The organism is Blattabacterium cuenoti, assembly GCF_014251655.1.
GTDB lineage: Bacteria > Bacteroidota > Bacteroidia > Flavobacteriales > Blattabacteriaceae > Blattabacterium > Blattabacterium cuenoti_I.
In genome coordinates this window covers 250,741-275,577 of the sequence record NZ_CP059225.1, presented here as the reverse complement: position 1 = coordinate 275,577, position 24,837 = coordinate 250,741, and the positions used below count along the sequence as shown (strand labels likewise).

General features: G+C 25.5%; 22 protein-coding genes and 1 pseudogene. 8 read left to right on the top strand and 15 right to left on the bottom strand.

Going from position 1 to position 24,837, the window contains the following annotated elements:
* Nucleotide 1 precedes the first annotated feature (1 nt).
* Complete coding sequence (locus H0H63_RS01305; protein ID WP_185858749.1) at nt 2-640, top strand: 4'-phosphopantetheinyl transferase family protein; 639 nt, start codon at nt 2-4, stop codon at nt 638-640.
* Nucleotides 637-1,275 carry a nicotinamide riboside transporter PnuC gene (pnuC, locus tag H0H63_RS01300; RefSeq protein ID WP_317168048.1) on the top strand — a complete coding sequence of 213 codons (639 nt, stop codon included), beginning with the start codon at nt 637-639 and terminating at the stop codon, nt 1,273-1,275. Before H0H63_RS01305 ends, pnuC begins: the two co-directional genes overlap by 4 nt.
* On the opposite strand, the gene hisS is transcribed toward pnuC, so the two are convergent.
* From hisS to rsmH, 13 genes and pseudogenes are all read right to left on the bottom strand, one after another.
* Nucleotides 1,270-2,679, bottom strand: a complete 1,410-nt coding sequence (gene hisS / locus H0H63_RS01295) for a histidine--tRNA ligase (protein ID WP_185858748.1) — start codon at nt 2,677-2,679, stop codon at nt 1,270-1,272. The two genes, pnuC and hisS, sit on opposite strands and share 6 nt — an antisense overlap.
* A 43-nt stretch (nt 2,680-2,722) precedes the next feature.
* Complete coding sequence (ftsZ, locus tag H0H63_RS01290; protein WP_185858747.1) at nt 2,723-4,096, bottom strand: cell division protein FtsZ; 1,374 nt, start codon at nt 4,094-4,096, stop codon at nt 2,723-2,725.
* Nucleotides 4,097-4,102: 6 nt separating this feature from the next.
* The gene (gene ftsA / locus H0H63_RS01285; RefSeq protein WP_185858746.1) at nt 4,103-5,482 is read right to left on the bottom strand and encodes a cell division protein FtsA; all 1,380 of its coding nucleotides are present in this window, start codon (nt 5,480-5,482) and stop codon (nt 4,103-4,105) included.
* 4 nt (nt 5,483-5,486) lie between these two features.
* On the bottom strand, nt 5,487-6,161 hold the full coding sequence (locus tag H0H63_RS01280; RefSeq protein ID WP_238784419.1) for a cell division protein FtsQ/DivIB: 675 nt from the start codon (nt 6,159-6,161) through the stop codon (nt 5,487-5,489).
* 59 nt (nt 6,162-6,220) lie between these two features.
* Complete coding sequence (locus H0H63_RS01275; protein WP_185858744.1) at nt 6,221-7,588, bottom strand: UDP-N-acetylmuramate--L-alanine ligase; 1,368 nt, start codon at nt 7,586-7,588, stop codon at nt 6,221-6,223.
* Entirely contained in the window at nt 7,585-8,697 is a 1,113-nt protein-coding gene (gene murG / locus H0H63_RS01270) for an undecaprenyldiphospho-muramoylpentapeptide beta-N-acetylglucosaminyltransferase (RefSeq protein ID WP_185858743.1), read from the bottom strand. Before murG ends, H0H63_RS01275 begins: the two co-directional genes overlap by 4 nt.
* Nucleotides 8,687-9,886 carry an FtsW/RodA/SpoVE family cell cycle protein gene (locus H0H63_RS01265; RefSeq protein ID WP_185858742.1) on the bottom strand — a complete coding sequence of 400 codons (1,200 nt, stop codon included), beginning with the start codon at nt 9,884-9,886 and terminating at the stop codon, nt 8,687-8,689. The genes murG and H0H63_RS01265 overlap by 11 nt, the downstream gene beginning before the upstream one ends.
* Nucleotides 9,883-11,249: pseudogene (gene murD, locus H0H63_RS01260) on the bottom strand (UDP-N-acetylmuramoyl-L-alanine--D-glutamate ligase). Before murD ends, H0H63_RS01265 begins: the two are co-directional and overlap by 4 nt.
* A gap of 1 nt (nt 11,250) precedes the next feature.
* Nucleotides 11,251-12,432, bottom strand: coding sequence for a phospho-N-acetylmuramoyl-pentapeptide-transferase (gene mraY / locus H0H63_RS01255; protein WP_185858741.1), 1,182 nt, complete (start codon nt 12,430-12,432; stop codon nt 11,251-11,253).
* Between the two features lie 21 nt (nt 12,433-12,453).
* Complete coding sequence (locus tag H0H63_RS01250) at nt 12,454-13,920, bottom strand: UDP-N-acetylmuramoyl-L-alanyl-D-glutamate--2,6-diaminopimelate ligase (RefSeq protein ID WP_185858740.1); 1,467 nt, start codon at nt 13,918-13,920, stop codon at nt 12,454-12,456.
* On the bottom strand, nt 13,917-15,902 hold the full coding sequence (locus H0H63_RS01245; RefSeq protein ID WP_185858739.1) for a penicillin-binding protein: 1,986 nt from the start codon (nt 15,900-15,902) through the stop codon (nt 13,917-13,919). The genes H0H63_RS01250 and H0H63_RS01245 overlap by 4 nt, the downstream gene beginning before the upstream one ends.
* A gap of 22 nt (nt 15,903-15,924) precedes the next feature.
* Entirely contained in the window at nt 15,925-16,245 is a 321-nt protein-coding gene (locus H0H63_RS01240; protein WP_185858738.1) for an FtsL-like putative cell division protein, read from the bottom strand.
* A gap of 40 nt (nt 16,246-16,285) precedes the next feature.
* Nucleotides 16,286-17,194, bottom strand: a complete 909-nt coding sequence (gene rsmH / locus H0H63_RS01235; protein WP_185858737.1) for a 16S rRNA (cytosine(1402)-N(4))-methyltransferase RsmH — start codon at nt 17,192-17,194, stop codon at nt 16,286-16,288.
* 93 nt (nt 17,195-17,287) lie between these two features.
* Here rsmH and tgt point away from each other — a divergent pair, with 93 nt between their 5' ends.
* Genes tgt through H0H63_RS03090 form a run of 3 tightly spaced genes read left to right on the top strand, consistent with a single transcriptional unit; the run spans nt 17,288 to nt 19,493 of the window.
* The gene (gene tgt / locus H0H63_RS01230; RefSeq protein ID WP_185858736.1) at nt 17,288-18,412 is read left to right on the top strand and encodes a tRNA guanosine(34) transglycosylase Tgt; all 1,125 of its coding nucleotides are present in this window, start codon (nt 17,288-17,290) and stop codon (nt 18,410-18,412) included.
* Nucleotides 18,409-18,825, top strand: a complete 417-nt coding sequence (locus tag H0H63_RS03095) for an LptF/LptG family permease (protein ID WP_262887193.1) — start codon at nt 18,409-18,411, stop codon at nt 18,823-18,825. The genes tgt and H0H63_RS03095 overlap by 4 nt, the downstream gene beginning before the upstream one ends.
* A gap of 38 nt (nt 18,826-18,863) precedes the next feature.
* Nucleotides 18,864-19,493 (top strand): LptF/LptG family permease, encoded by a 630-nt coding sequence (locus H0H63_RS03090; protein WP_317168052.1) that lies wholly within the window; start codon nt 18,864-18,866, stop codon nt 19,491-19,493.
* A 10-nt stretch (nt 19,494-19,503) separates the two neighbouring features.
* Here H0H63_RS03090 and H0H63_RS01220 read toward each other — a convergent pair whose 3' ends face one another.
* Nucleotides 19,504-21,015 (bottom strand): trypsin-like peptidase domain-containing protein, encoded by a 1,512-nt coding sequence (locus tag H0H63_RS01220; protein ID WP_185858735.1) that lies wholly within the window; start codon nt 21,013-21,015, stop codon nt 19,504-19,506.
* 57 nt (nt 21,016-21,072) lie between these two features.
* Between H0H63_RS01220 and dapF the strand changes: the two genes are divergently transcribed.
* Nucleotides 21,073-21,876: a diaminopimelate epimerase gene (dapF, locus tag H0H63_RS01215; protein WP_185858734.1), complete on the top strand. Its 804-nt coding sequence runs from the start codon at nt 21,073-21,075 to the stop codon at nt 21,874-21,876.
* Nucleotides 21,877-21,880: 4 nt separating this feature from the next.
* On the top strand, nt 21,881-22,984 hold the full coding sequence (locus H0H63_RS01210) for a zinc-binding metallopeptidase family protein (protein WP_185858733.1): 1,104 nt from the start codon (nt 21,881-21,883) through the stop codon (nt 22,982-22,984).
* On the opposite strand, the gene H0H63_RS01205 is transcribed toward H0H63_RS01210, so the two are convergent.
* Nucleotides 22,959-23,969 carry a redox-regulated ATPase YchF gene (locus H0H63_RS01205; RefSeq protein ID WP_185858732.1) on the bottom strand — a complete coding sequence of 337 codons (1,011 nt, stop codon included), beginning with the start codon at nt 23,967-23,969 and terminating at the stop codon, nt 22,959-22,961. The genes H0H63_RS01210 and H0H63_RS01205 overlap by 26 nt on opposite strands.
* A 64-nt stretch (nt 23,970-24,033) precedes the next feature.
* Between H0H63_RS01205 and tatC the strand changes: the two genes are divergently transcribed.
* Nucleotides 24,034-24,834, top strand: a complete 801-nt coding sequence (gene tatC / locus H0H63_RS01200) for a twin-arginine translocase subunit TatC (RefSeq protein ID WP_185858731.1) — start codon at nt 24,034-24,036, stop codon at nt 24,832-24,834.
* Nucleotides 24,835-24,837: the final 3 nt, after the last annotated feature.

The window sequence follows — 24,837 nt, the reverse complement described above, 5'->3', positions numbered from 1 at the left end:
AATGAATTTATTTTCCACTTATAATCATACACATGTTATAGTTTTTAACTGGAATAAGTTTTCAGAAACTATGTTTTTAGAAAAAATAATCCTTTCCAAAAAAGACAAAATGTTTTTCTTATCTCTATCAAAACAACGAAAAATAGAATTTTTAGGGATCCGTTATGCTCTAAGATATATAGGGATAAAAATGAATGTTTTTTATAATGAAAAAAGAAATCCTTTTCTTTTTCCTTTAGGTGGTAAAAATATATCTTTTAGTCATTCCTTTGAAAAAATAGCTATAGCCATAAGCTCTTATCATATAGGAATAGATATTGAAAAATCACGAAAAGATAATAAAATAATTAAAATCAAAAAAAAATTTATTCGAGATGATGAATCTATTTTTATTAATCAAAATTATGAGAAAGATTATTTACATATTATATGGGGAATTAAAGAAAGTTTGTATAAACTAAAAGGTGGAATATTTTATAGTTTTTTAAATCATTATAAAGTTTCTCCTTTTTGCATTAAAAATGATAGTTGTATATCATGTTGGATTATAACAAATTATTATAGCAAGAAGTTTTATGCTTTTTATAGAAAAATAGAAGAATATTATTTAGTTTATATTATAGACTTAAAAAAGAAATGAATCTGATAAAAGATTGGATAGATCTATTTTTACATCCCTATTATAATACCAGTGTTTTTCATATAATTTTAGAATTTTCAGCTGTAATATTTACAGTATGTAGTGTTCTTTTTGCTCAAAAGAATAATATATGGTTGTATCCAATAGGAATAGTAAGTACTATGATATATAGTTATTTAACTTTTATCACTTATCTTTACGGTGATTTTATTATCAATGTGTATTATACGTTAATGAGCTTTTATGGATGGTATACGTGGGGAAAAAAAGAGGATAAATATGAAGGTAAAAAAATTATCACTTTTTGCAATAAAAAAGATTATTTTTACACCTCTATCTTATTTTTTTTCACCTGTATTTTTAGTATAGTAGTTTATTTATTTTATGGAAAGTTACAAACCCATTATGATTGGATGGATGTATTTACAACAGGAATTTACTTTTCTGGTATGTATCAAATGTCTATAAAAAAAGTAGAAAATTGGATATTTTGGATGGTTGGAAACATTATTTCTGTTCCTATTTATTTTTGTAAAGGTTTTGTATTGACAGGATTTTTATTTATTATTCTTGTATTATTTGCTGTAGTAGGATACTTTATTTGGAAAAAAAAAGCGATCAATAAAATTTTATAACGATTTTAATTGATTTACGATATCATATATATTATCGTATTCTTTTTCTATTCTTTTTTGAAGATCTTTGACTTTTATTTTTTTTTCCTTGATTTCATTTTTTCCTATACTAATAGCAAATGGGATATTGTTATCATTGGCATATCTCATTTGTTTTCCTATTTTCACTGCATTAGGATACAATTGTGTAGAAATACCTTTTTTTCTAAAAATTTTTATCATTTTATATGCATACAAAACTTCTTCATCTCCAAAATTAATAAATAAAACTTTTGAAGGATAATTAGAAATAGTTTGAAACAAATCTTTTTTATCCATGGCTAAATAAATCCTATCTAACCCTAAAGAAACTCCTACTCCAGAGATATTTTTCATTCCAAATAAATCAGATAATTGATCATATCTTCCTCCTCCTCCAATAGAAATTGAATGATGAGAACTACTATTTGGTACAATTTCTAAAATGGTGCCTGTATAATAGTTCATTCCTCTAGCTAAAGAAATTTTCCATTCTAATTGAGTGTTTTGTAAAGAAATGTTATTTATATTATTATGAATAAAACTAAGGGCTTCGATCCCTTTCTTTCCTTGTTTCAAATTTCTAAAGGCTTCCGTTAAATATTCTTTTTTTTTATAAAAATTTTCTTTCATATCGAAAAAAAATGCTATTTTCTCAAATGATTGAGATGAAATACCTTTTTGCATCATTTCTTTTTTTACTAAATCTCGTCCAATTTTATTCCATTTATCTAGAGAAATCGTAAAATCTTTCCATAAATTATTTTCTATACCAGACATTTCAACTAATCCTCCTAATATATCCCTATGGTTTATATAAATAATAATAGGTAAATTCAATTTTGTAAAAATATCGTCACAAAGTTGAATCAATTCTATTTCTTCCCATAAGGACCAAGAGTATGATATGATATCTGCGTCACATTGATAAAACTCTCTGAATCTTTCTTTTTGAGGTTTATCTGCACGCCATACTGGCTGAATTTGATATCTTTTAAAAGGAAAAACAATTTCGTTTTTATGCATGACTACATAACGCACAAAAGGGACCGTTAAATCATATCGAAGGGCTTTGTTAGCTATGTGTTCAATTAAAAATTGTGATACGTCATCTATATTTTTTTTATTATTATTAATCTTTTTAACAAAATCAAAAATTCTTTTTTTTAATAAATGACCTGAATGAAGTAATTTAAACATTAAATAATCGCCTTCTTTTCCATATTTACCAATCAAAGTAGAAATATTTTCAAAAGAAGGAGTTTTTATAGGATAAAAACCAAATAGTTCAAATTGTTTTCGAATAGTTTGAATTAAATAATTTCGTTTACGCATTTCAACGAATGAAAAATCTCTGGTTCCTTTAGGTATAGTAGGATATTCCATAGTACAAAAAATTTTTAAAAATCATTTAATAATTTACTACTATTTATTTTTGATTATTTTCTTTCTTATGAGTACGTTTCTTGAATATTTTTTCATTATTTTTATATGAAATGGGAAGATCAAAATTATCTTCCAACATATATTTTTTCTTCTTTTTTTTTTCTATAAAAAAATTAGAATTTGAATTAATAGCCTGATTAAAAATGTTTTTTTGATTTAATGATAAATTTTCCTTGTTCTTCTTATTATTATAAGAATATTTTTCTGAATGTATTGAATAAGTTTTTTCAGTAGAAGAATAAGGATCATCTATTCTCTTAGAATAAGAATGAATTTCTTCTGTTTTGTTTAATTTTTGTGCATAAGGTTCTTCCAACCTATGGAATATTTTTTTTTCTTCTTGATTAATAGATCGTTGTACTTCTGTAGGGAATCCTGTAGCTACTATAGTTACTGAAATACTTTCTTCTAAACTTTCGTCTTCTCCTATTCCCATAATAATATTGGCATTGTTTCCTGCTTCGGCTTGTATATAATCACTAATAACCCCTATTTCATCTATAGTAATTTCTATTCTTCCTGAAACAATAAGTAAAAGAACATTTTTGGCACCTGTAATCTTATTATCATTTAATAATGGAGAGTCTAAGGCTTGTACAACCGCTTCTTTCGCTCTATTTTCTCCTACAGAAATAGCTGACCCCATAATAGCCGTCCCACTTTCTTTAAGGACGGTCCTAGTATCTCTTAAATCTATATTTTGTTTATAATGGTGAGTAATAACTTCTGCAATACCCTTAGCTGCAGTGGTTAAAACTTCATCTGCTTTAGCAAATCCTGCTTTAAATCCTAGATTTCCATATAGTTCTCTCAATTTATCATTATTAATAACAATAAGAGAATCTACATTTTTTCTTAATGCTTCGATTCCTTTTTGAGCCTGTTGTAATCTCATTTTTCCTTCAAAGTGAAATGGAATAGTAACGATTCCTACAGTTAGGATTCCTTTTTCTTTTTTAGAAATTCCTGCAATAATCGGAGCAGCTCCTGTCCCTGTTCCTCCACCCATTCCTGCTGTAATAAAGGTCATTTTAGTATTAGAATCTAAAATACTTTTTATTTCTTCTAGACTTTCTAACGCTGCCTTTTCTCCTACTTCTGGATCTGCTCCAGCACCTAATCCTTCTGTGATAGAAGCTCCTAATTGAATTTTAACAGGAACTGGATTGTTATTTAACGCTTGTGCATCTGTATTACATGCTATAAAATCAACTCCAGTAATTCCTTGTTCAAACATATGACTTAAAGCATTACTTCCTCCCCCACCTACTCCAATTACTTTGATTGCAGCTGAACGATTTTTAGTAATTTCAAACTGAATATTCTCTTTTTTTTGTATGAAATCTTCTTTTTTCATTGTTTATTATTCTGTATCATTCAATATTTGACGGAACTTATCTGCCCAAATCTCAAGAAAAGATTTTGATTTTTTTTTATTTTTTTTCTTTTTGAAAGAATGATCCGAGCTTTCATCATAATTTGATCTACGATTTTGATTATAAAATTTAGTAGAAATAAACTCAGAAGTATGATTTTCATCATGTTTATGTCCCATATCTACTGTAGTACAAAAATGTTTTTTTTTATCACTTAACCCTTTGATAACTAAACCTATAGAGGTAGCATACTCTGGATTACTTATAATACCGTTTTCCATTCCTGCAATGTGTTCATTAGAATACCCTATCCGTACATCCATCCCAGTAATGTATTCTGTTAAAGGACGAATATGTTTTAGTTGAGACCCCCCTCCTGTCATAACTAATCCTGCTATAAGTCTTTTCTTTTGTTCTTCATTTCCATAATTTTTTATTTCTACATTGACTTGTTCCAAAATTTCACATACTCGTCCATGAATAATTTGGGAAAGATCTTTTAAAGAAATTTCTTTAGGGGCTCTACCTCTTAACCCAGGTATGCAAACAATTTCTGTTTCTTTATTTTCTCCAGGCCATGCAGATCCAAATTTTATCTTTAGTAATTCTGCTTGACGTTCTATGATTAAACAATCTGTTTTAATATTTTCAGTAATCACATTTCCTCCAAAAGGGATAACAGAGGTATGACGAATAATATTATCTTTAAATATAGCAATATCCGTAGTGCCTCCTCCTATATCCACTAAAGCGACCCCAGCTTCTCTTTCTTCTGTACTTAATACAGCTTCTGCAGAAGCTAAAGGTTCTAAAGTCATTCCAGACAAATTCAATCCTGCAGCCTTTACACATCTTCCAATATTACGAATAGAAGAAATTTGTCCTACTACTACATGAAAATTTGCTTCTAAACGACTTCCATACATCCCGATGGGTTCTCCTATTTCTGATTGACTATCTACTTTATATTCTTGTGGAAGAACATGAATGATTTCTTCTCCTGGTAACATTACCAGTTTATGAACTTGATCTATTAATTTTTGTATATCTTTTTGATTGATAACATTTTCAAAATCTAGTCTATTAATATAATCATTATGTTGAAGACTTCTAATGTGTTGCCCTGCTATTCCAACAATAACTTCTTTTATTTTTAAACCAGAACTATGTTCTGCTTCCGATACTGCTTCACGAATCGCTTCAATGGTTTGAGTTATATTGTTTACAACTCCTATATGAACGCCTATACTTTTAGATCTACCTATCCCTAAGATCTCTATCTTATTGTATTCATTTCTCCTTCCTACCATAGCTACAATCTTCGTCGTCCCCACGTCAAGCCCTATAGCTATATCTTGATATTCCATAGACTTATCTTTTTTTTGCTACTACTTGATTTTTATATTGTAAATCAATAGTTTGATATTGATTAATATCTATTTTATTTAGGTACTGTTTATAAAATGCTTTTAATTTATTTAATTTATTTTTAAAATCCTTGATATTTCCCAATATAATATGATGATTTCCGATTTTTGGAATTAAAACAAATGAATTTCGATTATTTTTTTTTATACTAATGATTTGATTTTTCAATAACTCATCGGAGTTTATAAATTGTATTAAATTTGCTAGTTCTTTTTTTTCTGTTTTAGAAAAATATCCTTTTGCTAAAATAACTTTTGATGAATAAAAAGAAGAAAGTTCTAAATTTTCAGCATCTTTAGTAAGATAAGATTCTTTATCTCCATTTTTTATTCTTAATATGGGTTTTTTTTCCCAAATCTTAATATTAAGGGTTCCATCTACACTTAAAAAAACTTCAGATTTTTTAATAAAAGGATAATTATTTAATTTTTTTTCCATTTTTAATATACATAATTGCCCTATTTTTTTATCAATTTTTTCTGTTTTATAAAATAGAATATTTTTAACAATATTTTCATTCACAAAATGATCCTTATATAAAGAATCGATAATAATATTAAAATTTTTTAAAATTCTGTTATTATGTGTTTTTTGAGAAAAATAAAAAAGCAATATCATACAAATTATATATAATAATGAAATAAGTATAAAAAGTATTTTATTATTTTTCATTTCATTTATCCATATTGTTTATACAACCATTTTTTTATAGGAATGATTAAAGTATCTATATCACCAGCTCCAATTGTAAGAAGAATATCAAAATGTTTTTTTTCAATTTTACCTAAAACTTTGTATATGGTTGATCTTTCTTTATTTTTATAACTCATTTTTATTTTTTTGAATAAACTATTAGAGTTAATTCCATTTATAGAAAACTCTCTAGATGGATAAATATCTAATAAAATTAACTTATCAAGTTTTTCTAAACTTCTTGCAAAAGATTCTTCAAAAAATTTAGTTCTACTAAACAAATGGGGTTGAAAGATCCCTAATATTTTTTTACCTGGAAAACATACTCTTACCGTATGAATTAAAGCATTGATTGCTGTAGGATGATGGGCATAATCATCTATATATATCTTTTTTTTATGATAATGGATAGAATATCTTCTTTGAATTCCTTTAAATAAAAATAAAGCTTTTCTTGCTTTTTCTTTATTAATTTTTAGATAATCAGATATAGATAGTGCTGCTGTAACGTTTTTTAAATTATGTTTTCCTGGAATAGGTAAGGGTAAATGTTTCCATGTTTCTGTAGGAGTATGAAAATCAAAATACCATTTATTCTTTTTCATAAAAAGATGATTTGAATAATAATTGGCTTTTCCTTCTATCGAATAATAGATAGCGTTTTTTGATAAAAAAGATTCTTCTTTACAAAGAAAGATTTTTTTATATGGTTTTTTAATTCTATTTGAAAAATCTATATAAGCTTTTTTTAAAGTTTCTTTTTTTGGATAAATATCAACATGATCTTGATCTAATGACGTAATACACGAAACATTAGGGGATAAACATAAGAAAGAATAGTCAAATTCGTCCGCTTCTACCAAAAAAAATTTAGTTCCATTCAATATGATATTAGATTGATAATTTTCAGATATACCTCCTAAAAAAGCAGTAAAGGAAACTCCTGCATGATACAAAATGTGTCCTAATAAAGTGGAAGTGGTTGTTTTTCCATGTGTTCCCCCTATAGCAATACAAATTGCTTTTTCTGTAATTAGAGCTAATACTTGAGAACGTTTTTTTAAATTTTTTCCATATTTTTTTAAAAAAGTCCATTGTTTATGATAATTAGGAATAGCTGGGGTATATACAATTAAACATCTTTTAGAGAGAATCCATTTTGGTAATCTTTCGATACTATCGTGATAATTAATGAAAATTCCTTCTTTTTCTAATTGTTTTGTTAAACAAGTCCTATTTTGATCATGACCATAAACTATCTTTCCAATAGAATGAAAATATCTAGCTAGAGAACTCATTCCTATTCCTCCAATTCCGATGAAATAAAAAGAATCAAATTGATTTAAATTCATAAAATAATTTGTAAAATTTCATTTACTATATCGTTTGTTGCCTTCGGTTTTCCTAATTGCAAAATGTTTTTTCTCATTTTTTTTTTCATATTGGAATCATTCATAAGTTGAATAGTATAATCAACTAGTTTATACTCTACTTCCTCATCTTTAATAATTATAGCGGCTTTTTTTTCTTCTAGTATTTTAGCATTTTTCTTTTGATGATCGTCAGAAGACCAAGGAAAAGGAATTAATATATATGGTTTTCCTATTAAACATATTTCCGATATAGTTAAAGCTCCAGCTCTAGATATAATAATATCTGCAGCAGAATAACACATCGGTATTTTTTCAATAAAATCCATTAAAATAAAATTAGAATGATGAGCCCCTTTATTTTTTTTTATTCGATGAATATCAAATTTTCCAATTTGCCAAATAAGTTGTATATCTAATTCTATTAATTTTTTCAATCCTTTTATCCAAGCATTATTGATACTATAGGAACCTTGACTCCCACCTATAGATAAAATAATAGGTCGATCTACTTTTAATCCTAAATGAATACAAGCTTCTTCTTTACTAGGTAATTTTTGTAATATTTCATATCTAACTGGATTTCCAGTTGTAATAGTTTTTTTTGGTGGAAAAAATTTTTTTGCTTGATCATAAGCAATACATACCTTATTAGCATAACGAGAAAATATTCTATTGGTTAATCCAGGAAAAGAATTCTGTTCTTGAATAAGAATAGGTATTTTATTTTTTTTTGCAGCATATAAAGTAGGAAAGCTGACAAATCCACCTGTACCAACAACTATATCCGGAGAAAATTTCTTAATAATTTTATTTACTAAAAAAAAACTATATATTAATTGTACAAATAAAATGAAACCTGATATAGAAAAAAATTTATCTTTTCCACCTGAAATACAAATTCCTTTAATAGAGTATCCAAACTTAGGAATTTCTTGCATTTCCATATGATGTTTAGATCCAATAAACAAAATATTGGATTTTGGAATTTTTCTTTTAAGCTCTTCTGCAATAGCTATTCCTGTATATATATGCCCTCCAGTGCCTCCACTTCCAATAATAATTTTTGGGGAAAAAAGGTCATGATTCATGATCAACTATAATATTTTTTTTGTTATTATTATTTTCATATACCATTCTACTAACACTTAATATGATTCCAAAACTAAAAAAAGTAACCCACATAGAAGTCCCTCCAGCACTAATCAGTGGTAAAGTTTGTCCTGTAACTGGAAATAACCCTACAGCTATCCCCATATTAATAAGTGCCTGATTAATAATAGGAAATCCTACAGCTAGGACTAATAATGAACAAAAATAATTCTGTACTTTCGTAGCTATAACCATAATTCTAAGCATAATTAGTAAATAAATAAATAAAAGAATAACTCCTCCAATAGATCCATATTCTTCTATTATAATAGAATAAATAAAATCAGAAGAAGATTGTGGAAGAAAAGCTTTTAAAATACTTTTTCCAGGTCCACGACCAAATTTATTTCCTAAAACAATAGCCATTTTAGATTGTTTCATTTGATAACTTTCTTCAGATTCATTATCTAAAAATTTTTCTATACGACTTTTCCATGTATAAACTCTATTTATAGGCATAGGGTTCTTATACCCCCATTTTATAACAGAAAAAACATATATTCCTGCAAATAAAATCCCCATCAATAAAACTACTATTATTCCTGTGAATGGATATCCTCCTATAAAAAGTAAAATTAAAACAGAAATAAAAAGAATAGCCGCAGTAGAACCATTAGCAGGAAAAATAAGTCCAATAATAAAAAAAATAGGAAATAATAGAGGAAAAAAAGAATTTATAAAATTAATCCGTTCTCTCTTTTTTTCAGATAAATATCTAGCACAATAAATAAAAAGGACCAATCCAGCTATACTGGAAGTTTGAAAGGAGACATTGATAATGGGAATGTGTAACCAACGAGAAGCATTGACTCCATCTAATTTTTTTCCTTGACTTATAGTGAATACTAATAAAATAAAAACAAATGGAATCAAAAGTATAGATATATGGTAAAAATATTTATAGTCTATAAATTGAGTAAAAAAAAGAATGCAAAAACCTACTAATAAAAAAAGAGTATGCTTTAATAAATAACGAAAAACGGTATGTGTTTCTCCATATGTACTAACCAAATTTGTACTAGCGGAATATACCGGCAAAAAAGAAAATATAGCAAGTAAAGATATAAAAGCCCATAAATATCTATCTCCTTTTAGATATTTATTCAAAAAAACATCTACTTTTGTCATTTTTCTTCGTAAGAAAGGATTCTTACTTCTTGTTTAAATTTATTTCCTCTTTCTTTATAATCCTTAAAAAGATCAAAGCTAGAACAGGCAGGAGAGAATAAAATGTTATCTCCATGATAAGATAATATATAAGCCATATAAACCGCTTCTTTCATATTTTTTGTTTCCAAAATAATATCAATAATATCCTTAAAAAAATTTACAATTTTTCTATTGTTTTTTCCTAAACAAATTATAGCCTTCACTTTTTCTTTTACCAAAGACATTAATTCTATATAATCATTTCCTTTGTCTTTTCCTCCTACTATCCATATAGTAGTAGATGATGAATTCATACTTTTTAATGCATAAAAAACGGAGTTTACATTAGTAGCTTTAGAATCGTTAATAAACTGAATTCCATTGATATTTTGTATTTTCTCCATACGATGTTCTATAGGTTTCAATTTTGATAATATAGAAATTATTGATTTTCTTTTTACATTTAATATTTCGGAAATAATTAATGAAACCATAATATTATATAGATTATGATCTCCTATTAAAGGAATATCTTTAATACTGATAAAATATATTTCTTGATGTTTTTGATTTCTAACATAAATTTTATTATTCCTAATGTAAGCTCCAATTCGTAATTCTTTTTTTATAGAAAAAGGAATACAATTAGATAAAATTGGATATTTTTTTAACCCATTTCTTATAATAAGATCATCATAGTTATAAATAAAAATATCTTTATTTTTTTGAAAATTTGCTATTCTAAATTTAGAATCAATATAATTTTTAATATCATCGTATCTATTTAAATGATCTCTTGTAATATTTAATAATACTGCAATATTAAAACGAAAATTAGATAAGTCATCTAATTGAAAACTACTTACTTCTAATACATAAATTTTTTTTTTTTTATTACTTTTTTAGAAAAACTATATCCAATATTTCCTGCTATTCCTACATTAATTCCTTCTTTTTTAAGAATTTTATAGATAATAGAACTGGTCGTAGTTTTTCCGTTACTTCCTGTAACTCCTATGATATAGGAGTTCTCTGAATAATGTTTTCCGAATTCTAATTCGGATTGTATAGGGATTCCTAAAAAACGAATTTTTTTTATAAAAGAATCTTTTCTATAAATTCCAGGACTTTTTATTACTTTTATAGCATTTTTAATAATAAATTCTTCTGTATGTCCCATTTCTTCAAAAGGAATTTTATTTTTGATTAAAATTTTTTTGTATTTATTGGAAATAATTCCAGAATCAGATAAAAATATTTTTAATCCATTTTTTTTAGCCAACAAAGCCGTTCCTACTCCACTTTCTCCTCCTCCCAATATTACTATCAATTTTTTTTTCATTTTATTTTACTAATAAAATAAATACTAATAATATAGAAAGCATAATTTGAATAATCATAAAACGGTAAAAAATTTTATTTTCATGATATCCTAGTTTTTGAAAATGATGATGTAAAGGTGCCATAAGAAAAATTCGTTTTTCTATCCCATACTTTTTTTTATAATATCTAAAATACAATACTTGTATTATAACAGAAATATTTTCTATAAAAAAAATTCCACCTAAAATAGGTAATGTCAATTCTTTTCTGTTTATAATAGCTAATATAGCTATAACTCCTCCTATAGTTAGGCTACCAGTATCCCCCATGAAAATTTGAGAAGGATAGGTATTATACCAAAGAAAACTTATCAAAGTTCCTAAAAATGAAAAAGAAAATATAAGAATTTCTTCTATATTAGGAATATAAATTAAATGAAAATAAGATGAATATATTTTACTACTAGAAATTATAGATAATAAAGATAAGGTAGAAAAAATAATAGAAGAAATTCCAGCTGTTAACCCGTCAATTCCATCAGTTATATTAGCTCCATTAGAGAAAAATATGATGATTATCATGAATATAGGGATCGAAACTCCCCATGCGTATTTTTTCCATTCTTTATTATACCAACTTAAAATACTAGCATAATCAAATTCCTTTTGATTATTATGATGATATGTATAAAAAATGGGAATCGTAGTTTTAAACCCATCTTCTTTTTTAGATAAAAAAATAGAAGTATTAAAAGACATAATGCTTCCAATAAAAAATCCTAATAGAATTTGACCTAATATTTTACCCATTATACTAAGCCCTTTTTTATTGTATTTTATCTTAATAAAATCATCTAAAAAACCTAACCCTCCCATAAATAACATAGTAATAATCAATATGATAACATATATATTATTCAAAGAAGAAAAAATAATTGTAGAAATTAATGTAGAAAGTATCATTATAATTCCACCCATTGTTGGAGTCCCTTCTTTTTCTTTTTGTCCAAGGAGTCCTAAATCACGTATGTGTTCTCCTATAACACTATTTTTTTTATTCCAACATATAATTTTTTTATAAAGAAATAAAGATAGAAAAAATGATAAAAAAAAAGCAATCACAGATCTGAAAAAAACAGAATTTATATTGATAGAAAAATATAGATTAAGAATCATTACATTTTTCAAAATATGAATAATCATTTCCTTTCATTTTTTAGTATATCACAAATTTTTTAATAAATGTTTAGTGATCTTCATATCATTAAAGGGATACTTTTTCCCTTTTATTTCTTGATAATTTTCGTGTCCTTTTCCAGCAATCAGAATAACATCTTTTTTTTTTGCAATTTGAATTGCAGTTTTAATAGCTTCTTTTCGGTTAACAATAGTTAAAATAGATTCTTTTTTGATAGATGATTTAAAATTTTTCATATCTCCTAATATCTTTTCTACATCCTCCTCTCTAGGATTATCGGATGTAAAAATAGATCTATCACACGTTTCATAAACTATTTTTCCCATTAAAGAACGTTTTTTTATATCTCTGTTCCCTCCACAACCTATGACACAAATTAATTTTCCTTCATTTTTTTTTATTTTTTTTAAGGTATTTAAAATAGTTCTTAATCCATCTGGATTATGAGCATAATCCACAATAATACGAATTCCTGAAGGACTCATGAATTGTTCAAAACGGCCTTTTATAGGTTTTATTTTCTTTATTTTATTTATAATTTCATCTTTTTTTTTTCCTAGTATAATAGAGGTCGCGTAACTAGCTAATAGATTAGAAACATTAAATTCTCCTATTAAATTAGTAAAAAGTTGATATCCATCGATTAATAATTGATTTCCATTAATATTTTTTTTCAAAATTTTAATTTGAAAATTTGCATTTTTTTTTATTCCATAGAAATAAGTTTTAGCTAAAATATTTTTTATAATCTTACGCGAATTTTTATCATCGGAATTAATTAATGCAAAAGATTTTTTAGACAAATTTTCAAAAAAAAATCTTTTTGTAGATAGATAATGATCAAAAGATCTATGATAGTCTAAATGATCATGAGTTATATTAGTAAAAACTCCTACTTGAAAGAATAATCCTGAAATTCTTTTTTGATGTATTCCATGTGAACTAACTTCCATAAAAGCATATCGGCATCCTTTTTTAATTGATTTATTTAAATACTTATTAATTTCAATAACATCCGGTGTTGTATGGTTAGTAGAATATTTTTTAGATAATATTTTAATCCCCATAGTAGAAATAAGAACACTTTTTTCTCCCATCCTAGAAAATAATTGATAAAGAATAGTGGCTACAGAGGTTTTACCATTTGTTCCTGTAATTCCTACTAATTTTATTTTTTTTGTAGGATGATCATAAAAATTAGAACTAATGATTCCTAGAGCTTCCATGGAATCTGGAACAATTATATAGACGATTTCTTTATGAATTAAAATTGGTTTTTTTTCACAAACTATAGTATTAGAACCTTTCGTTATAGCATCTGTAACAAATTTATGTTTATCTTTTTTTTTCCATTTTTTAGAAAAAAAAATATAATTTTTTCGGATACTTTTAGAAGTAATAGAAATTCCTTCTATAATTTTTTTAGAAGTATTTTTTCCTATTATTTCTAACACTTGTACTTCTTTTAAAAGATCTTCTAATCTTTTTTTCATTCTTCTAGTTTAAGAAATATAATCTGATTTTTTTTCAATTTATTTCCTGGTTTTACAGACTGATCAATAACTTTTCCTATTCCTTTATATCGTATATCAAAGCCTCTATTTTCTAATAAAGGAATGATTTCTTTTCCAGGAACAGATATTACATTAGGCATAATCCATTTTTTTTTCCAAAGAAAGTTTTGTGATTTTATAATTTTTTTTAATAAATTTTCTTTGTTATCTTTCTTTTTATTAATAACTATTTTTTTTGTTTCTATTATTGGATAAATAGATTTAGCTATTTTATCAAATACAGGGGCTGCTACCTCAATTCCATAATATCCTATTTTTGGTTTTGAAATAACGACAATGCAAGAATATTTCGGATTTTTAGCAGGAAAATATCCTACAAAAGAACTATTATAAGATATATTTTTTTTTTTTATCCAATAATCCAATTGTGTTGTTCCTGTTTTTCCTGCATAAGGATATTCTGGATGATAATATTTTTTAGCTGTTCCATTTTTAACAACCCCTTCTAACATACTTTGAATTTTTTTTAAAGAAGAAGCTCCAGCTATCGATGAATTCATAATAATAGGTTTTGTGTATTTTTTTATATTTTTTCCATGATGTTTTATTTTTCTAATAAATAAAGGTTTAATCATTTTACCTTTATTTGCTATAGCATTATAAAAAGTAAGTATTTGTAAAGGGGTCATTTTAATGTTATATCCAAAAGTCATCCATGGTAACGTCATACTACTCCAATTTTTTTTTCCTGGTTTAGGAATCAAAGGCATACTTTCTCCTGGAATATCTATTCCTATTTTATGATCTAATTTCCATTTAGACAAATATTCTATAAATTTTTTTGGATTTTCTTTATAATTATCATAAATAATTTTTGCTACACCTACATTAGAAGATAATTCTAAAATCTGTTTTATATTCATTTCTACATATCCATTATAATGACAATCACGTATTTTTTTTCCTTTAAAATACAGGACTCCACCTTTAGTATTTACAATCATGTCTATATCTATTTTTTTATCTTCTAGAGCGGCAAGAATAGACATGGTTTTGAATGTTGATCCTGGTTCGTTTCCTTCCCATACTGCAAAGTTTCTTAAATCTTCATAAGTATTTTTTTTGGTTCTTTCTAGATTAATCATAGCAGGAATTTCTCCACTTTTTACATCCATAAGTACAACACATCCATGATGAGCTTTAGACTGGTATAATTCTTGAATTAATGCATGATAAGCTATATCTTGTAAATATATATCTATGGTAGAAAAAACGTCTTTTCCATCTTCTGGATCTACTTCATTTTCAAATTTCAATGGTTTCCATATTTTAGAACTAATACGTTGTTCTAATCTTTTTCCATCTTTTCCTTTTAAATATTTACTAAAGGCTCCTTCTAATCCTACTTTTCCTCTATGATCATCATATCCTAATGTTCTTTTTCCTATATTTTCTATAGGATGCACTCTACATATTTTTTTTTCTACAATAAAACCACCTTTTATTTGTCCTTTGTTAAAAATTGGTAAATTTCGTAATATTTTAAAATGTGGATAATCTAAATTCTTTGCTAACAAGAAATATCTATTTCCTTTTTGTTTCTCGTATTTAAATTTTTTATAGAAAAAAAATCTTGGTTTATTAAATAAAATATCTAAATAATGACATAAAGAGTCAATATTTTCTTGATATAATTTTTCAGATATAGATATAAAATCAACGTGTATGTTATATTTTATAATAGACATAGCTAAGATACTATTATCTGAAGCATAAATATTTCCACGTTTAGCTTTAATTAAGTTTGTTCTAATTGTTTTTTCTACAACGTTTTTTTTATATTTTTCTGAATAATTTTGAATATAGAATAAATTAAAAATAATTAGTGTTGCAATAAAAATGAATAAAAAACCAACTAAGTAAGATTTATATAATAATGGATATCTTTCTTCTTGTTTCATTTTTGATTTTTATTCTTTTTTTTTAAGATATATCTTCTTTATCTAAAATTAATTCATACGGAGGTTCCTCTACATATTTCAATCTATGAACTAATTTTTTTTTTAAAAAAGAAGCGAGTTGCATTTGCATACATTTACTATGAATATATGCATATTCAGATTTTAATTCTTTAATTTCTTCACTAATTTGGGTTATTTTTCTTATTTTTCTATCCATTATATGTGAACTAGTAATACTAATTAAAGATAACATAGTAAGAAAAAAAATAAAATTCCAACTACGATAAGCATCTTCTTTTACTAAAAATTTTCCTTTAAGGATATCTTTAATATATGTTTTCATCCCTATTTCTCTTTTAATTTTTATAGTTATTTATTATTAGTTATTGTGTAGTTTTTTCCGCTATTCTTAATTTAGCGCTTCTAGATCTTGGATTATTTATAATTTCTTGAAGGGTGGGTTTAATTACTTTTTTATGTATCATTTTAAATGGAAGAATTTCAAAATTTATTTGATTTTCTATAACTCCTTTTTTAAAGAAATATTTTGTTATTCTATCTTCTATAGAATGATATGAAATAATAGCGATTCTCCCTTTTGGTAAAATAATTTTCGAAGATTCCAGTAAAAAATATTTGAAAAGATTTATTTCATTATTAACTTTTATTCGTATAGACTGAAATAGTCTAGAAAAAAACCTTTTTTTTTTAAAGGATCTCTTAATAAAAAAAAGATTTATTAAATCTAATGTAGTTGTAATTTGTTTTTTTAAACGTTTTTTTAATATTTTTTCTGCAATATTTTTTGCATTTTTAAATTCTCCATATTCACGAAATATATGAAATAATTCTTTTTTAGAACATTCATTAAGAACATTCCTAGCAGAATACCAAGATTCTTGATTCATTCTCATGTCTAAAATACAATTCCATCGGTAAGAAAAACCTCTTTTAGGATTATCTATTTGTAAAGATGAGACTCCTAAATCTACTAATATTCCTGATACTTTTTCAATATAATTTTTATTTAAAATATCTTGTATATGAATAAAATTATTGTGAAATAGATGAAATCGTTCATCTTTAATCAGGTTATTTTTTATGGATTCCTTATCCTGATCCAAGGCAATTAAAGTTCCTCTTTTGTTTAATTTTTTTAAAATAGCATTAGAATGTCCACCTCCACCAAAGGTAGCGTCCACATAAATTCCATTTTTATCTGTGATCAAATTTTCTATACTTTCTTTTAATAAAACCGGACGATGATGGTAAAAATAGTTATTAAAATCCATTTTTTTCTATATTATCCATGATAATAGCAAAATTATATTCTATATGTTATATGTTACATATAATATTATAATTTTAAATAAAATTTTTTTTACATGAAATTTGATTTGATCAAAACCGATCTATTTTCCAAAGCAAGAGCCGGAATTATAGAAACAGATCATGGTAGAATAGAAACTCCTATTTTTATGCCAGTAGCCTCAAAAGGATATGTAAAATCGGTTTCTATCCATGAATTACATAAATTATCAAAAATTATTCTTGGAAATACCTATCATTTACATTTACAGCCAGGAATTGAAGTCATACATCAAGCAGGTGGGATTCATTCTTTTATGAATTGGAAAAAGTCTATTCTCACAGATAGTGGAGGTTATCAAATTTTTTCTATGAGAAAATTAAATAAAATTAGTGAAGATGGAGTTTTATTTCAATCTATTATAAATGGATCTTATCATTTCTTTTCTCCAGAAATTTCTATGAATATTCAACGTTTTATAGGAGGAGATATTATTATGGCTTTTGATGATTGTCCCCCTTTTCCCTGTAGTTATCAAGAAGCTAAAAAATCTATAAAAAAAACACATCGTTGGTTAAAAAAATGTTATTCGTTTTTACAAAAAAAACCAGAAAAATATAATTATAAGCAAAGTTTTTTTCCTATTATACAAGGAAGTATTTATCCGGATTTAAGAATTTATTCTGCAGAAAAAATATTGTTGTTAGAAGTTGAAGGATATGCTATAGGGGGATTAAGTTTGGGAGAAAATAAAGAAACAACCTATAAGATAACTGATTTATTAACAGATATTTTACCTAAAAAAAAACCTAGATATTTAATGGGGGTAGGAAATCCTGTAGATATTTTAGAAGGAATATCTCTTGGAATAGACATGTTTGATTGCGTAATTCCTACAAGAAATGGACGTCATGGAATGTTATTTACATGGAAAGGAACTATGAATATAAAAAATAAAAAATGGAAAACCGATTTTTCTTGTTTAGATGAATTTGGAAATTCTTATGTTGATAGATCGTATACTAAAGCCTATGTAAGACATCTTTTTTTATCCAGAGATAATTCAGCAAAAGAAATAACTTCAATACATAATCTTTCTTTTTACTCTAATTTAATTAAACAAGCAAGAATTCATATTTTGCAAAATAATTTTTTACCTTGGAAAAAATCGTTAATTCCTCTATTAAAAGAACGTTTATGAAAATTATTGATCGTTATATTATTCGTAATATTATCTTTACTTTCCTATTTATTACAATATCAATACAATTATTATCTATTGTGATAGACGTATCACAACGTATGCATCGTTTAGAAAGTAATCAAGGATCCATTAAAGAGGCTTTAATTTTTTATTATCCATATTGGTCTATATGGTTAGCCAATACTTTTTCTCCTATTTCCGTTTTTTTATCTGTTATTTTTTTTACATCTAAATTAACAAAGAATTCAGAAATTACAGCTATTTTATCAAATGGAGTTAGTTTCAATAGATTAATTTTTCCTTATTTTATATCTGCTTTCATAATAGGAATAATAGCTTTATTAATAAATTATTATTTTTTACCTATAGCTAATAAAAAAAAAATCAATTTCATTATCAATACTTATTAAGTTCAAGATATAAAAATAAATATGAAAAAAATCAAACTATTAATAGTCAAATTTCAAAAAATGAATATATTTTTATTCGAAATTTTGATAGAAAAAAAAATGTAGGAAAAGAATGTGTCTATCAAAAATTTAATGGATATCGTTTAGTATATGTTCTAAAATCTAGAAATATTTTTTGGTACAAAAAAAATAAAATATACATATTTTACGATTATAAGGAAACTATAATCAATAATAATTATGATTTTTTGATTAAAGGAACTTACAAGTTAAAAAAATTACCAATGAGTCCTGAAGATCTTCTACCAGAAGAATATGTAGCAGAAACTATGAACATTAATGAACTTAAAAATTTTATAGAAAGAAAAAAAAGAAATCAAAATGTAAATATATATTTAAATGAATATTACCAGAGAACAAGTTTACCTTTTTCCACTTTTATATTTACTATCTTAGGATTTTCTATTTCTTCAGAAAAAAGAAAAGGAGAAATTGGTTATAATATTATCATAGGATTTATATTAGCATTTTTCTATATTTTTTTTATAGAAATTGCAAAAATATATTCTTCTAAAAACTATATACCTTCTTTTTTATCTATTTGGTTTCCCAATATTATTTTTGGAATTGTTACATGTTTATTTTATTGGATTAGAAGAAATAAATAATTTAAAAAAATTAATTCATTTCAAATCCTACTATATACACTTGTCCATTTTGTTTAATATATTTAATAGTAACATCTCCAGAATATTTTTTTAAAACACGATCTACATCATTGGGCTTTTTCATTTTTTCTCCATTAATAGATAAAATGATGTCCCCTTCTTCCATTCCTATAGAACTTAAACGACCTATTCTTATTTTTTTTATTCTAATTCCATAATCAACCCCAAAATCTTTTTTGTACTCTAAACTAAGTGTCTCAAATGAGGCTCCTAATAGCTCAGATGGAAGAATTTCCTCTCTAGTTCTTATTTTTGTTCTTCCTTGTATATCTTTTAGAAGAACAATAAAAGTTTTTTTATGTCCATTACGAATAATATTCATTTTTACTTTGTCTCCTGGATGTTTTGTTCCAACAATAAATGACAAATCTGCAATATTTTGTATTGTCTGTCCGTCTATATTTTTTATGATATCTCCTTTTTTTATTCCTGCATCTGCAGCTCCGCTTTTATCAAATACTTCTCCTATCAAAAATCCTGTTTGAGGTTTTATATTCTGATGGGTTTCCCTATTATAATCTTTTAAATATTCAGTTTTAGAAAGATCCATTCCTTTAACTCCTAAAAAAGCGCGTTGTACTGTTCCATATTTTCTAATATCTTGGACTACTTTTGCTACTAGATTAGAAGGTGCGGCGAAACTATATCCTATAAAGTTTCCGGAAGATGAAGATATAGCTGTATTAATTCCAATTAATTCCCCATTTGTATTTAACAAAGCGCCTCCACTATTTCCAGGATTTACTGCTGCATCTGTTTGAAAAAAAGATTCAATAGCAGACTGGGTTTCTCCTCTTAATATTCCTAAATTCCTATTTTTTGCACTGATAATCCCTGCTGTTACAGTAGAATTTAAATCAAAAGGATTCCCTATCGCTAAAACCCACTCACCTACTTGAACTTTATTAGAATCTGAAAAATAAATAAAAGGTAAATTTTTTTCATTTATTTTCAACAATGCTATATCCGTACTAGAATCTGTTCCTATTAACTTAGCTCTATAAGTTCTCTGATCACTTAGAGTGATTTCAATTTTTTCGGCATCTCTGATAACATGATTATTGGTTACTATATATCCATCAGGAGAAATGATGACTCCTGATCCATGGAGACCAGGACTATCATTTTTTGGATATTTTTTTCCTCTATTTTCGAAGTCATCCGGAAATCCAAAAAAGAAATCAAATGGATCAAATTGATTACTATAATATTTTTTTGAATAGTTTTTTACATTAACTACTGTATGTATTGTTTTTGCAACTACCCTGGTAAAATCAGGAAGTCCAGAAGAACCAACTAAATAAGGGGAAGAGGTTAACTTTGTTTTTCCTTTTATTAAAGAATTTGTATATGGAAAAAGAAAAGGTTCTTCTTTAGTGTATTGTTTATATGCCGCTATGGTTATAATTGAACTCATAATACTACTAAGTACAATATAAAAAACTATTCTTATTTTCTTCATATTTACAAATATATAAATTCATAGCTTTATTCAAAAAATAATGTTAATTTAGTTGCTATGAAATTGGATTTTTTTAAATATCAAGGAACAGGAAATGATTTTATATTAATAGATTCTAGAGAACAAATAGTTAAAGAAGATCCTTTTTTATTTAAAAAATTATGTGATAGACATTTTGGAATTGGATCAGATGGAATTATTTTAATTCAAAATGATTCTAAAAGTGATTTTTATATGAAATATTATAATTCTGATGGAAAAGAAAGTACAATGTGTGGGAATGGAGGAAGATGTGCTATTTTTTTTGCAAAAACATTAGAAATTCCAAAAAAAAGAATAAATCAAACTTATTTTAGAGCTATAGATGGATTTCATTATGGATTTATAAAAAGAGAAAGAGTTGTTTCCATTAATTTAATAGATATAAAAAAAGATATAATAGAAATTTATCCAAAACATGTTTTTTTAAATACGGGTTCTCCTCATCATATAGTTTTTATAAAAAAAGTAAATAAAATAAACGTATATCAAGAAGGTAGAAAAATTAGATTTCAAAATTCTTATTTGAAAGAAGGAGTAAATGTTAATTTTGTAGAAATAGTTGATAAAAACATATTACAAGTTCGTACTTATGAAAGAGGGGTAGAGAAAGAAACTTTATCTTGTGGGACAGGAGTTACAGCTTCTGTAATTGCTGCATGTGAAACAAATAAGATTTCTAATAGTGATCAAAAAGAAATTTTAGTTAATACATTAGGTGGAAAATTATTCGTTTCATTTATAAAAACGAGTAATGAATATAAAAATATTTATTTAACTGGATCTGTAGGATTCATATTCCGAGGATGCGTTTTTATTTAAAATTATGAAAAATAATAATAATTATTCAATCAATAGAAGTTCTTTAAAGTTTCTTGAAAAATATCTAAACGGATTTTCTCCAACAGGAGCAGAAAGTGAAGGACAAAAAATATGGATAAATTATATTAATTCTTATGTAACGAAAATTCAAACTGATTTATATGGAACAGCAGTAGGGATCATTAATCCTAATTTTTCATATAAATTAATTATTGAAGCTCATGCTGACGAAATATCTTGGTATGTAAATTATATTAATGAGAATGGACTTATCTATGTATCTCGTAATGGAGGATCAGATCATCTAATTACACCATCTAAAAGGGTTATTATTCATACAGATAAAGGATTTGTATATGGAGTATTTGGATGGCCAGCTATTCATACGAGGAAATCTTCGGAAGAAAAACATCCTAATGTAGATAATATATTTGTTGATATTGGTGTTTCTAGTAAAACGGAAGCCATGAATTTGGGGGTTCATGTGGGATGTATAATTACTTACCCCGATAAATTTTTACTTATGAATCACGATTATTTTGTATCTAGAGCATTAGACAATAAAATAGGAGGTTTTATTATTGCAGAAGTTGCAAAAATGATTGTGGAAAATAATATAAATTTAAAATTTGGATTATATATAGTAAATTCAGTTCAAGAAGAAGTGGGACTAAGAGGAGCTAAGATGATTGCTCAAACTATTCAGCCTAATATGGCTATTGTTACAGACGTGACTCACGATACTTCTAGTCCTATGATCGATAAAAAAATACAAGGTGATATTAAATGTGGATTAGGTCCTGTTATTGGATATGCCCCTTCGATACAAAAAAACATTAGAGAATTGATTATTAATACCGCTAATAATAAAAAAATACGTTTTCAGCGTTTAGTTTCATCCAGGGATACAGGAACAGATACAGATGCTTTTGCCTATTCCAATAAAGGAGTATCATCGGCTTTAATATCCATTCCTATGAAATACATGCATACTACAGTAGAAATGGTCCATAAAAAAGATGTAGAAAGTGCTATATTATTAATTTTTGAAACTTTATACGAAATTAATAATTCTAAATTAATCATCGATAAAATCGAAAATGAATAATGTCTCCATCTTGGATTAAATAATTTTTTCCTGCCAAAAAAATTTTTCCTGATTTTTTTACTTTTTCTTCTGATCTATATTTGATAAAATCATTGTAATGGATGATTTCTGCTTTTATAAATCCTTTTTTTAAATCTGTATGAATAACAGAAGCGGCTTCTATAGCGGTACATGGATTAGGAATAGACCAAGACCGTACTTCTTTTTTTCCTATTGTAAAAAAACTTTGTAAATTCAATAATTTATAGGCGTTTTTAATAACCTTATCAATTCCATAACGATCTTTTTTTAAAGATAAAACTATAAAAATAGAATTTTCCATTTTTGCTATTTTTTTTATATTTTTTATGTGTGAATTATCGTTCAAACTTAATTTTTCATCTACATTACATACATAAATAACAGGTTTAATTGTTAATAGATTCAAATTATTGATATGTTTTTTTTCATGATTTTTGAAGGGATACATTCGTATATTTTTTCCTTCTTTTAAAAAAGAAGAAACTTTTTTCAAAATACTTATGGATTCATCTATTTTATTTTTTTTAGTGATTTTTTCTAATCGATTATCTATTGTTTCTAGATCTTTTAACTGTAATTCCATATCAATAATTTCTTTATCTCTAATAGGATTTATAGATCCTTCTACATGTAGAACACTGATATCTTTAAATAATCGTATCATATGAATGATAATATTTGTTTCACGTATTTGAGATAAAAATTGATTACCTAATCCATCTCCTTTATGAGAACCTTTAATTAATCCAGCAATATCTACTATTTTTATTTGAGATGGTATAATTTTTATGGGTTGAATGATTTGACTTATTTGGGATAATCTTGGATCTGGAACTTTTGTAATCCCATAATTGGGCTCTATGGTACAAAAAGGAAAATTTTCTGATAAAGCTTTAGAATTAGAAATCAGATTAAAAAATGTTGATTTTCCTGTATTGGGAAGACCAATAATTCCACATTTCATTTTTCTTTAATTTTATATTCAAAAAAAATATAAATATATATCTAAAAATTATCAATTTTTATGGATGAACGAAAGTAAAATTCCATTTTGGAAACATTTTGAGGAACTGAGAAAACATATAATTCATTGTTTTTGTGCAATTATAATTGCAATGATTATTTTAATGAATAATAAAAACATTATATTTGATTATATTATTTTTGGTCCTGCAAAAACAAATTTCATTACTTATCGTTTATTTTATAAATTAGCAAATTCCTTTTTAGGGAATCGTTTTAATTCCATCTCTTTTTTATCTCATAATTTGGAAATACAAAATAGACAAATATTTGGACAATTCCATGTTTATATATGGACTTGTTTTATAGGAGGATTTATATTATCCTTTCCTTATATTTTTTATGAATTTTGGAAATTTATTAAACCTGCTCTTTCGGATAAAGAAAAAAAACATACCGTAAGCATATTTATAATGGTCACTCTTTTATTTATATCAGGAATTTTATTTGGTTATTTTTTTGTATGTCCATTTTTAATTCATTTTGGATATTCTTTTAAAATCAGTCATTTTCCAAAAAATATATTTGATTTATCGGATTACATTTTTTTGATTATACATTCCGTACTATCTATGGGAATTATTTTTTTATTACCATTTTTCATATTTTTTCTTACTAGAATGGAATTAATTTCTTGTTCCTTTTTAATAAAATACAGAAGACATGCTTTTATGATTATGTTAATTATAGCTTCAGCTATCACTCCTGGAGATATCTTTAGTACAATAGTGGTCTTAATTCCATTTCTTATTCTTTATCAAATAAGTATATATGTATCCTTTTATGCGAATAAAAAAACCTCTTAAAGA

Bases quoted from the DNA above. Each gene is read 5' to 3' on its own strand.
- rsmH (WP_185858737.1), bottom strand. From the start codon at position 17,194: ATGGATTTTAATAACTATTTTTACCATCATCGTCCGGTTTTATTAAAA.
- H0H63_RS01220 (WP_185858735.1), bottom strand. From the start codon at position 21,015: ATGAAGAAAATAAGAATAGTTTTTTATATTGTACTTAGTAGTATTATG.
- H0H63_RS01245 (WP_185858739.1), bottom strand. From the start codon at position 15,902: ATGAAACAAGAAGAAAGATATCCATTATTATATAAATCTTACTTAGTT.
- H0H63_RS01240 (WP_185858738.1), bottom strand. From the start codon at position 16,245: ATGAAAACATATATTAAAGATATCCTTAAAGGAAAATTTTTAGTAAAA.
- H0H63_RS01205 (WP_185858732.1), bottom strand. From the start codon at position 23,969: ATGAAATGTGGAATTATTGGTCTTCCCAATACAGGAAAATCAACATTT.
- H0H63_RS01275 (WP_185858744.1), bottom strand. From the start codon at position 7,588: ATGAATTTAAATCAATTTGATTCTTTTTATTTCATCGGAATTGGAGGA.
- ftsZ (WP_185858747.1), bottom strand. From the start codon at position 4,096: ATGAAAAAAGAAGATTTCATACAAAAAAAAGAGAATATTCAGTTTGAA.
- H0H63_RS01265 (WP_185858742.1), bottom strand. From the start codon at position 9,886: ATGACAAAAGTAGATGTTTTTTTGAATAAATATCTAAAAGGAGATAGA.
- mraY (WP_185858741.1), bottom strand. From the start codon at position 12,432: ATGATTATTCATATTTTGAAAAATGTAATGATTCTTAATCTATATTTT.
- H0H63_RS01210 (WP_185858733.1), top strand. From the start codon at position 21,881: ATGAAAAATAATAATAATTATTCAATCAATAGAAGTTCTTTAAAGTTT.
- H0H63_RS03095 (WP_262887193.1), top strand. From the start codon at position 18,409: ATGAAAATTATTGATCGTTATATTATTCGTAATATTATCTTTACTTTC.
- H0H63_RS01250 (WP_185858740.1), bottom strand. From the start codon at position 13,920: ATGAAAAAAAGATTAGAAGATCTTTTAAAAGAAGTACAAGTGTTAGAA.
- pnuC (WP_317168048.1), top strand. From the start codon at position 637: ATGAATCTGATAAAAGATTGGATAGATCTATTTTTACATCCCTATTAT.
- H0H63_RS01280 (WP_238784419.1), bottom strand. From the start codon at position 6,161: ATGATATTGCTTTTTTATTTTTCTCAAAAAACACATAATAACAGAATT.
- ftsA (WP_185858746.1), bottom strand. From the start codon at position 5,482: ATGGAATATCAAGATATAGCTATAGGGCTTGACGTGGGGACGACGAAG.
- murG (WP_185858743.1), bottom strand. From the start codon at position 8,697: ATGAATCATGACCTTTTTTCCCCAAAAATTATTATTGGAAGTGGAGGC.
- hisS (WP_185858748.1), bottom strand. From the start codon at position 2,679: ATGGAATATCCTACTATACCTAAAGGAACCAGAGATTTTTCATTCGTT.
- H0H63_RS01305 (WP_185858749.1), top strand. From the start codon at position 2: ATGAATTTATTTTCCACTTATAATCATACACATGTTATAGTTTTTAAC.
- tatC (WP_185858731.1), top strand. From the start codon at position 24,034: ATGAACGAAAGTAAAATTCCATTTTGGAAACATTTTGAGGAACTGAGA.
- dapF (WP_185858734.1), top strand. From the start codon at position 21,073: ATGAAATTGGATTTTTTTAAATATCAAGGAACAGGAAATGATTTTATA.
- tgt (WP_185858736.1), top strand. From the start codon at position 17,288: ATGAAATTTGATTTGATCAAAACCGATCTATTTTCCAAAGCAAGAGCC.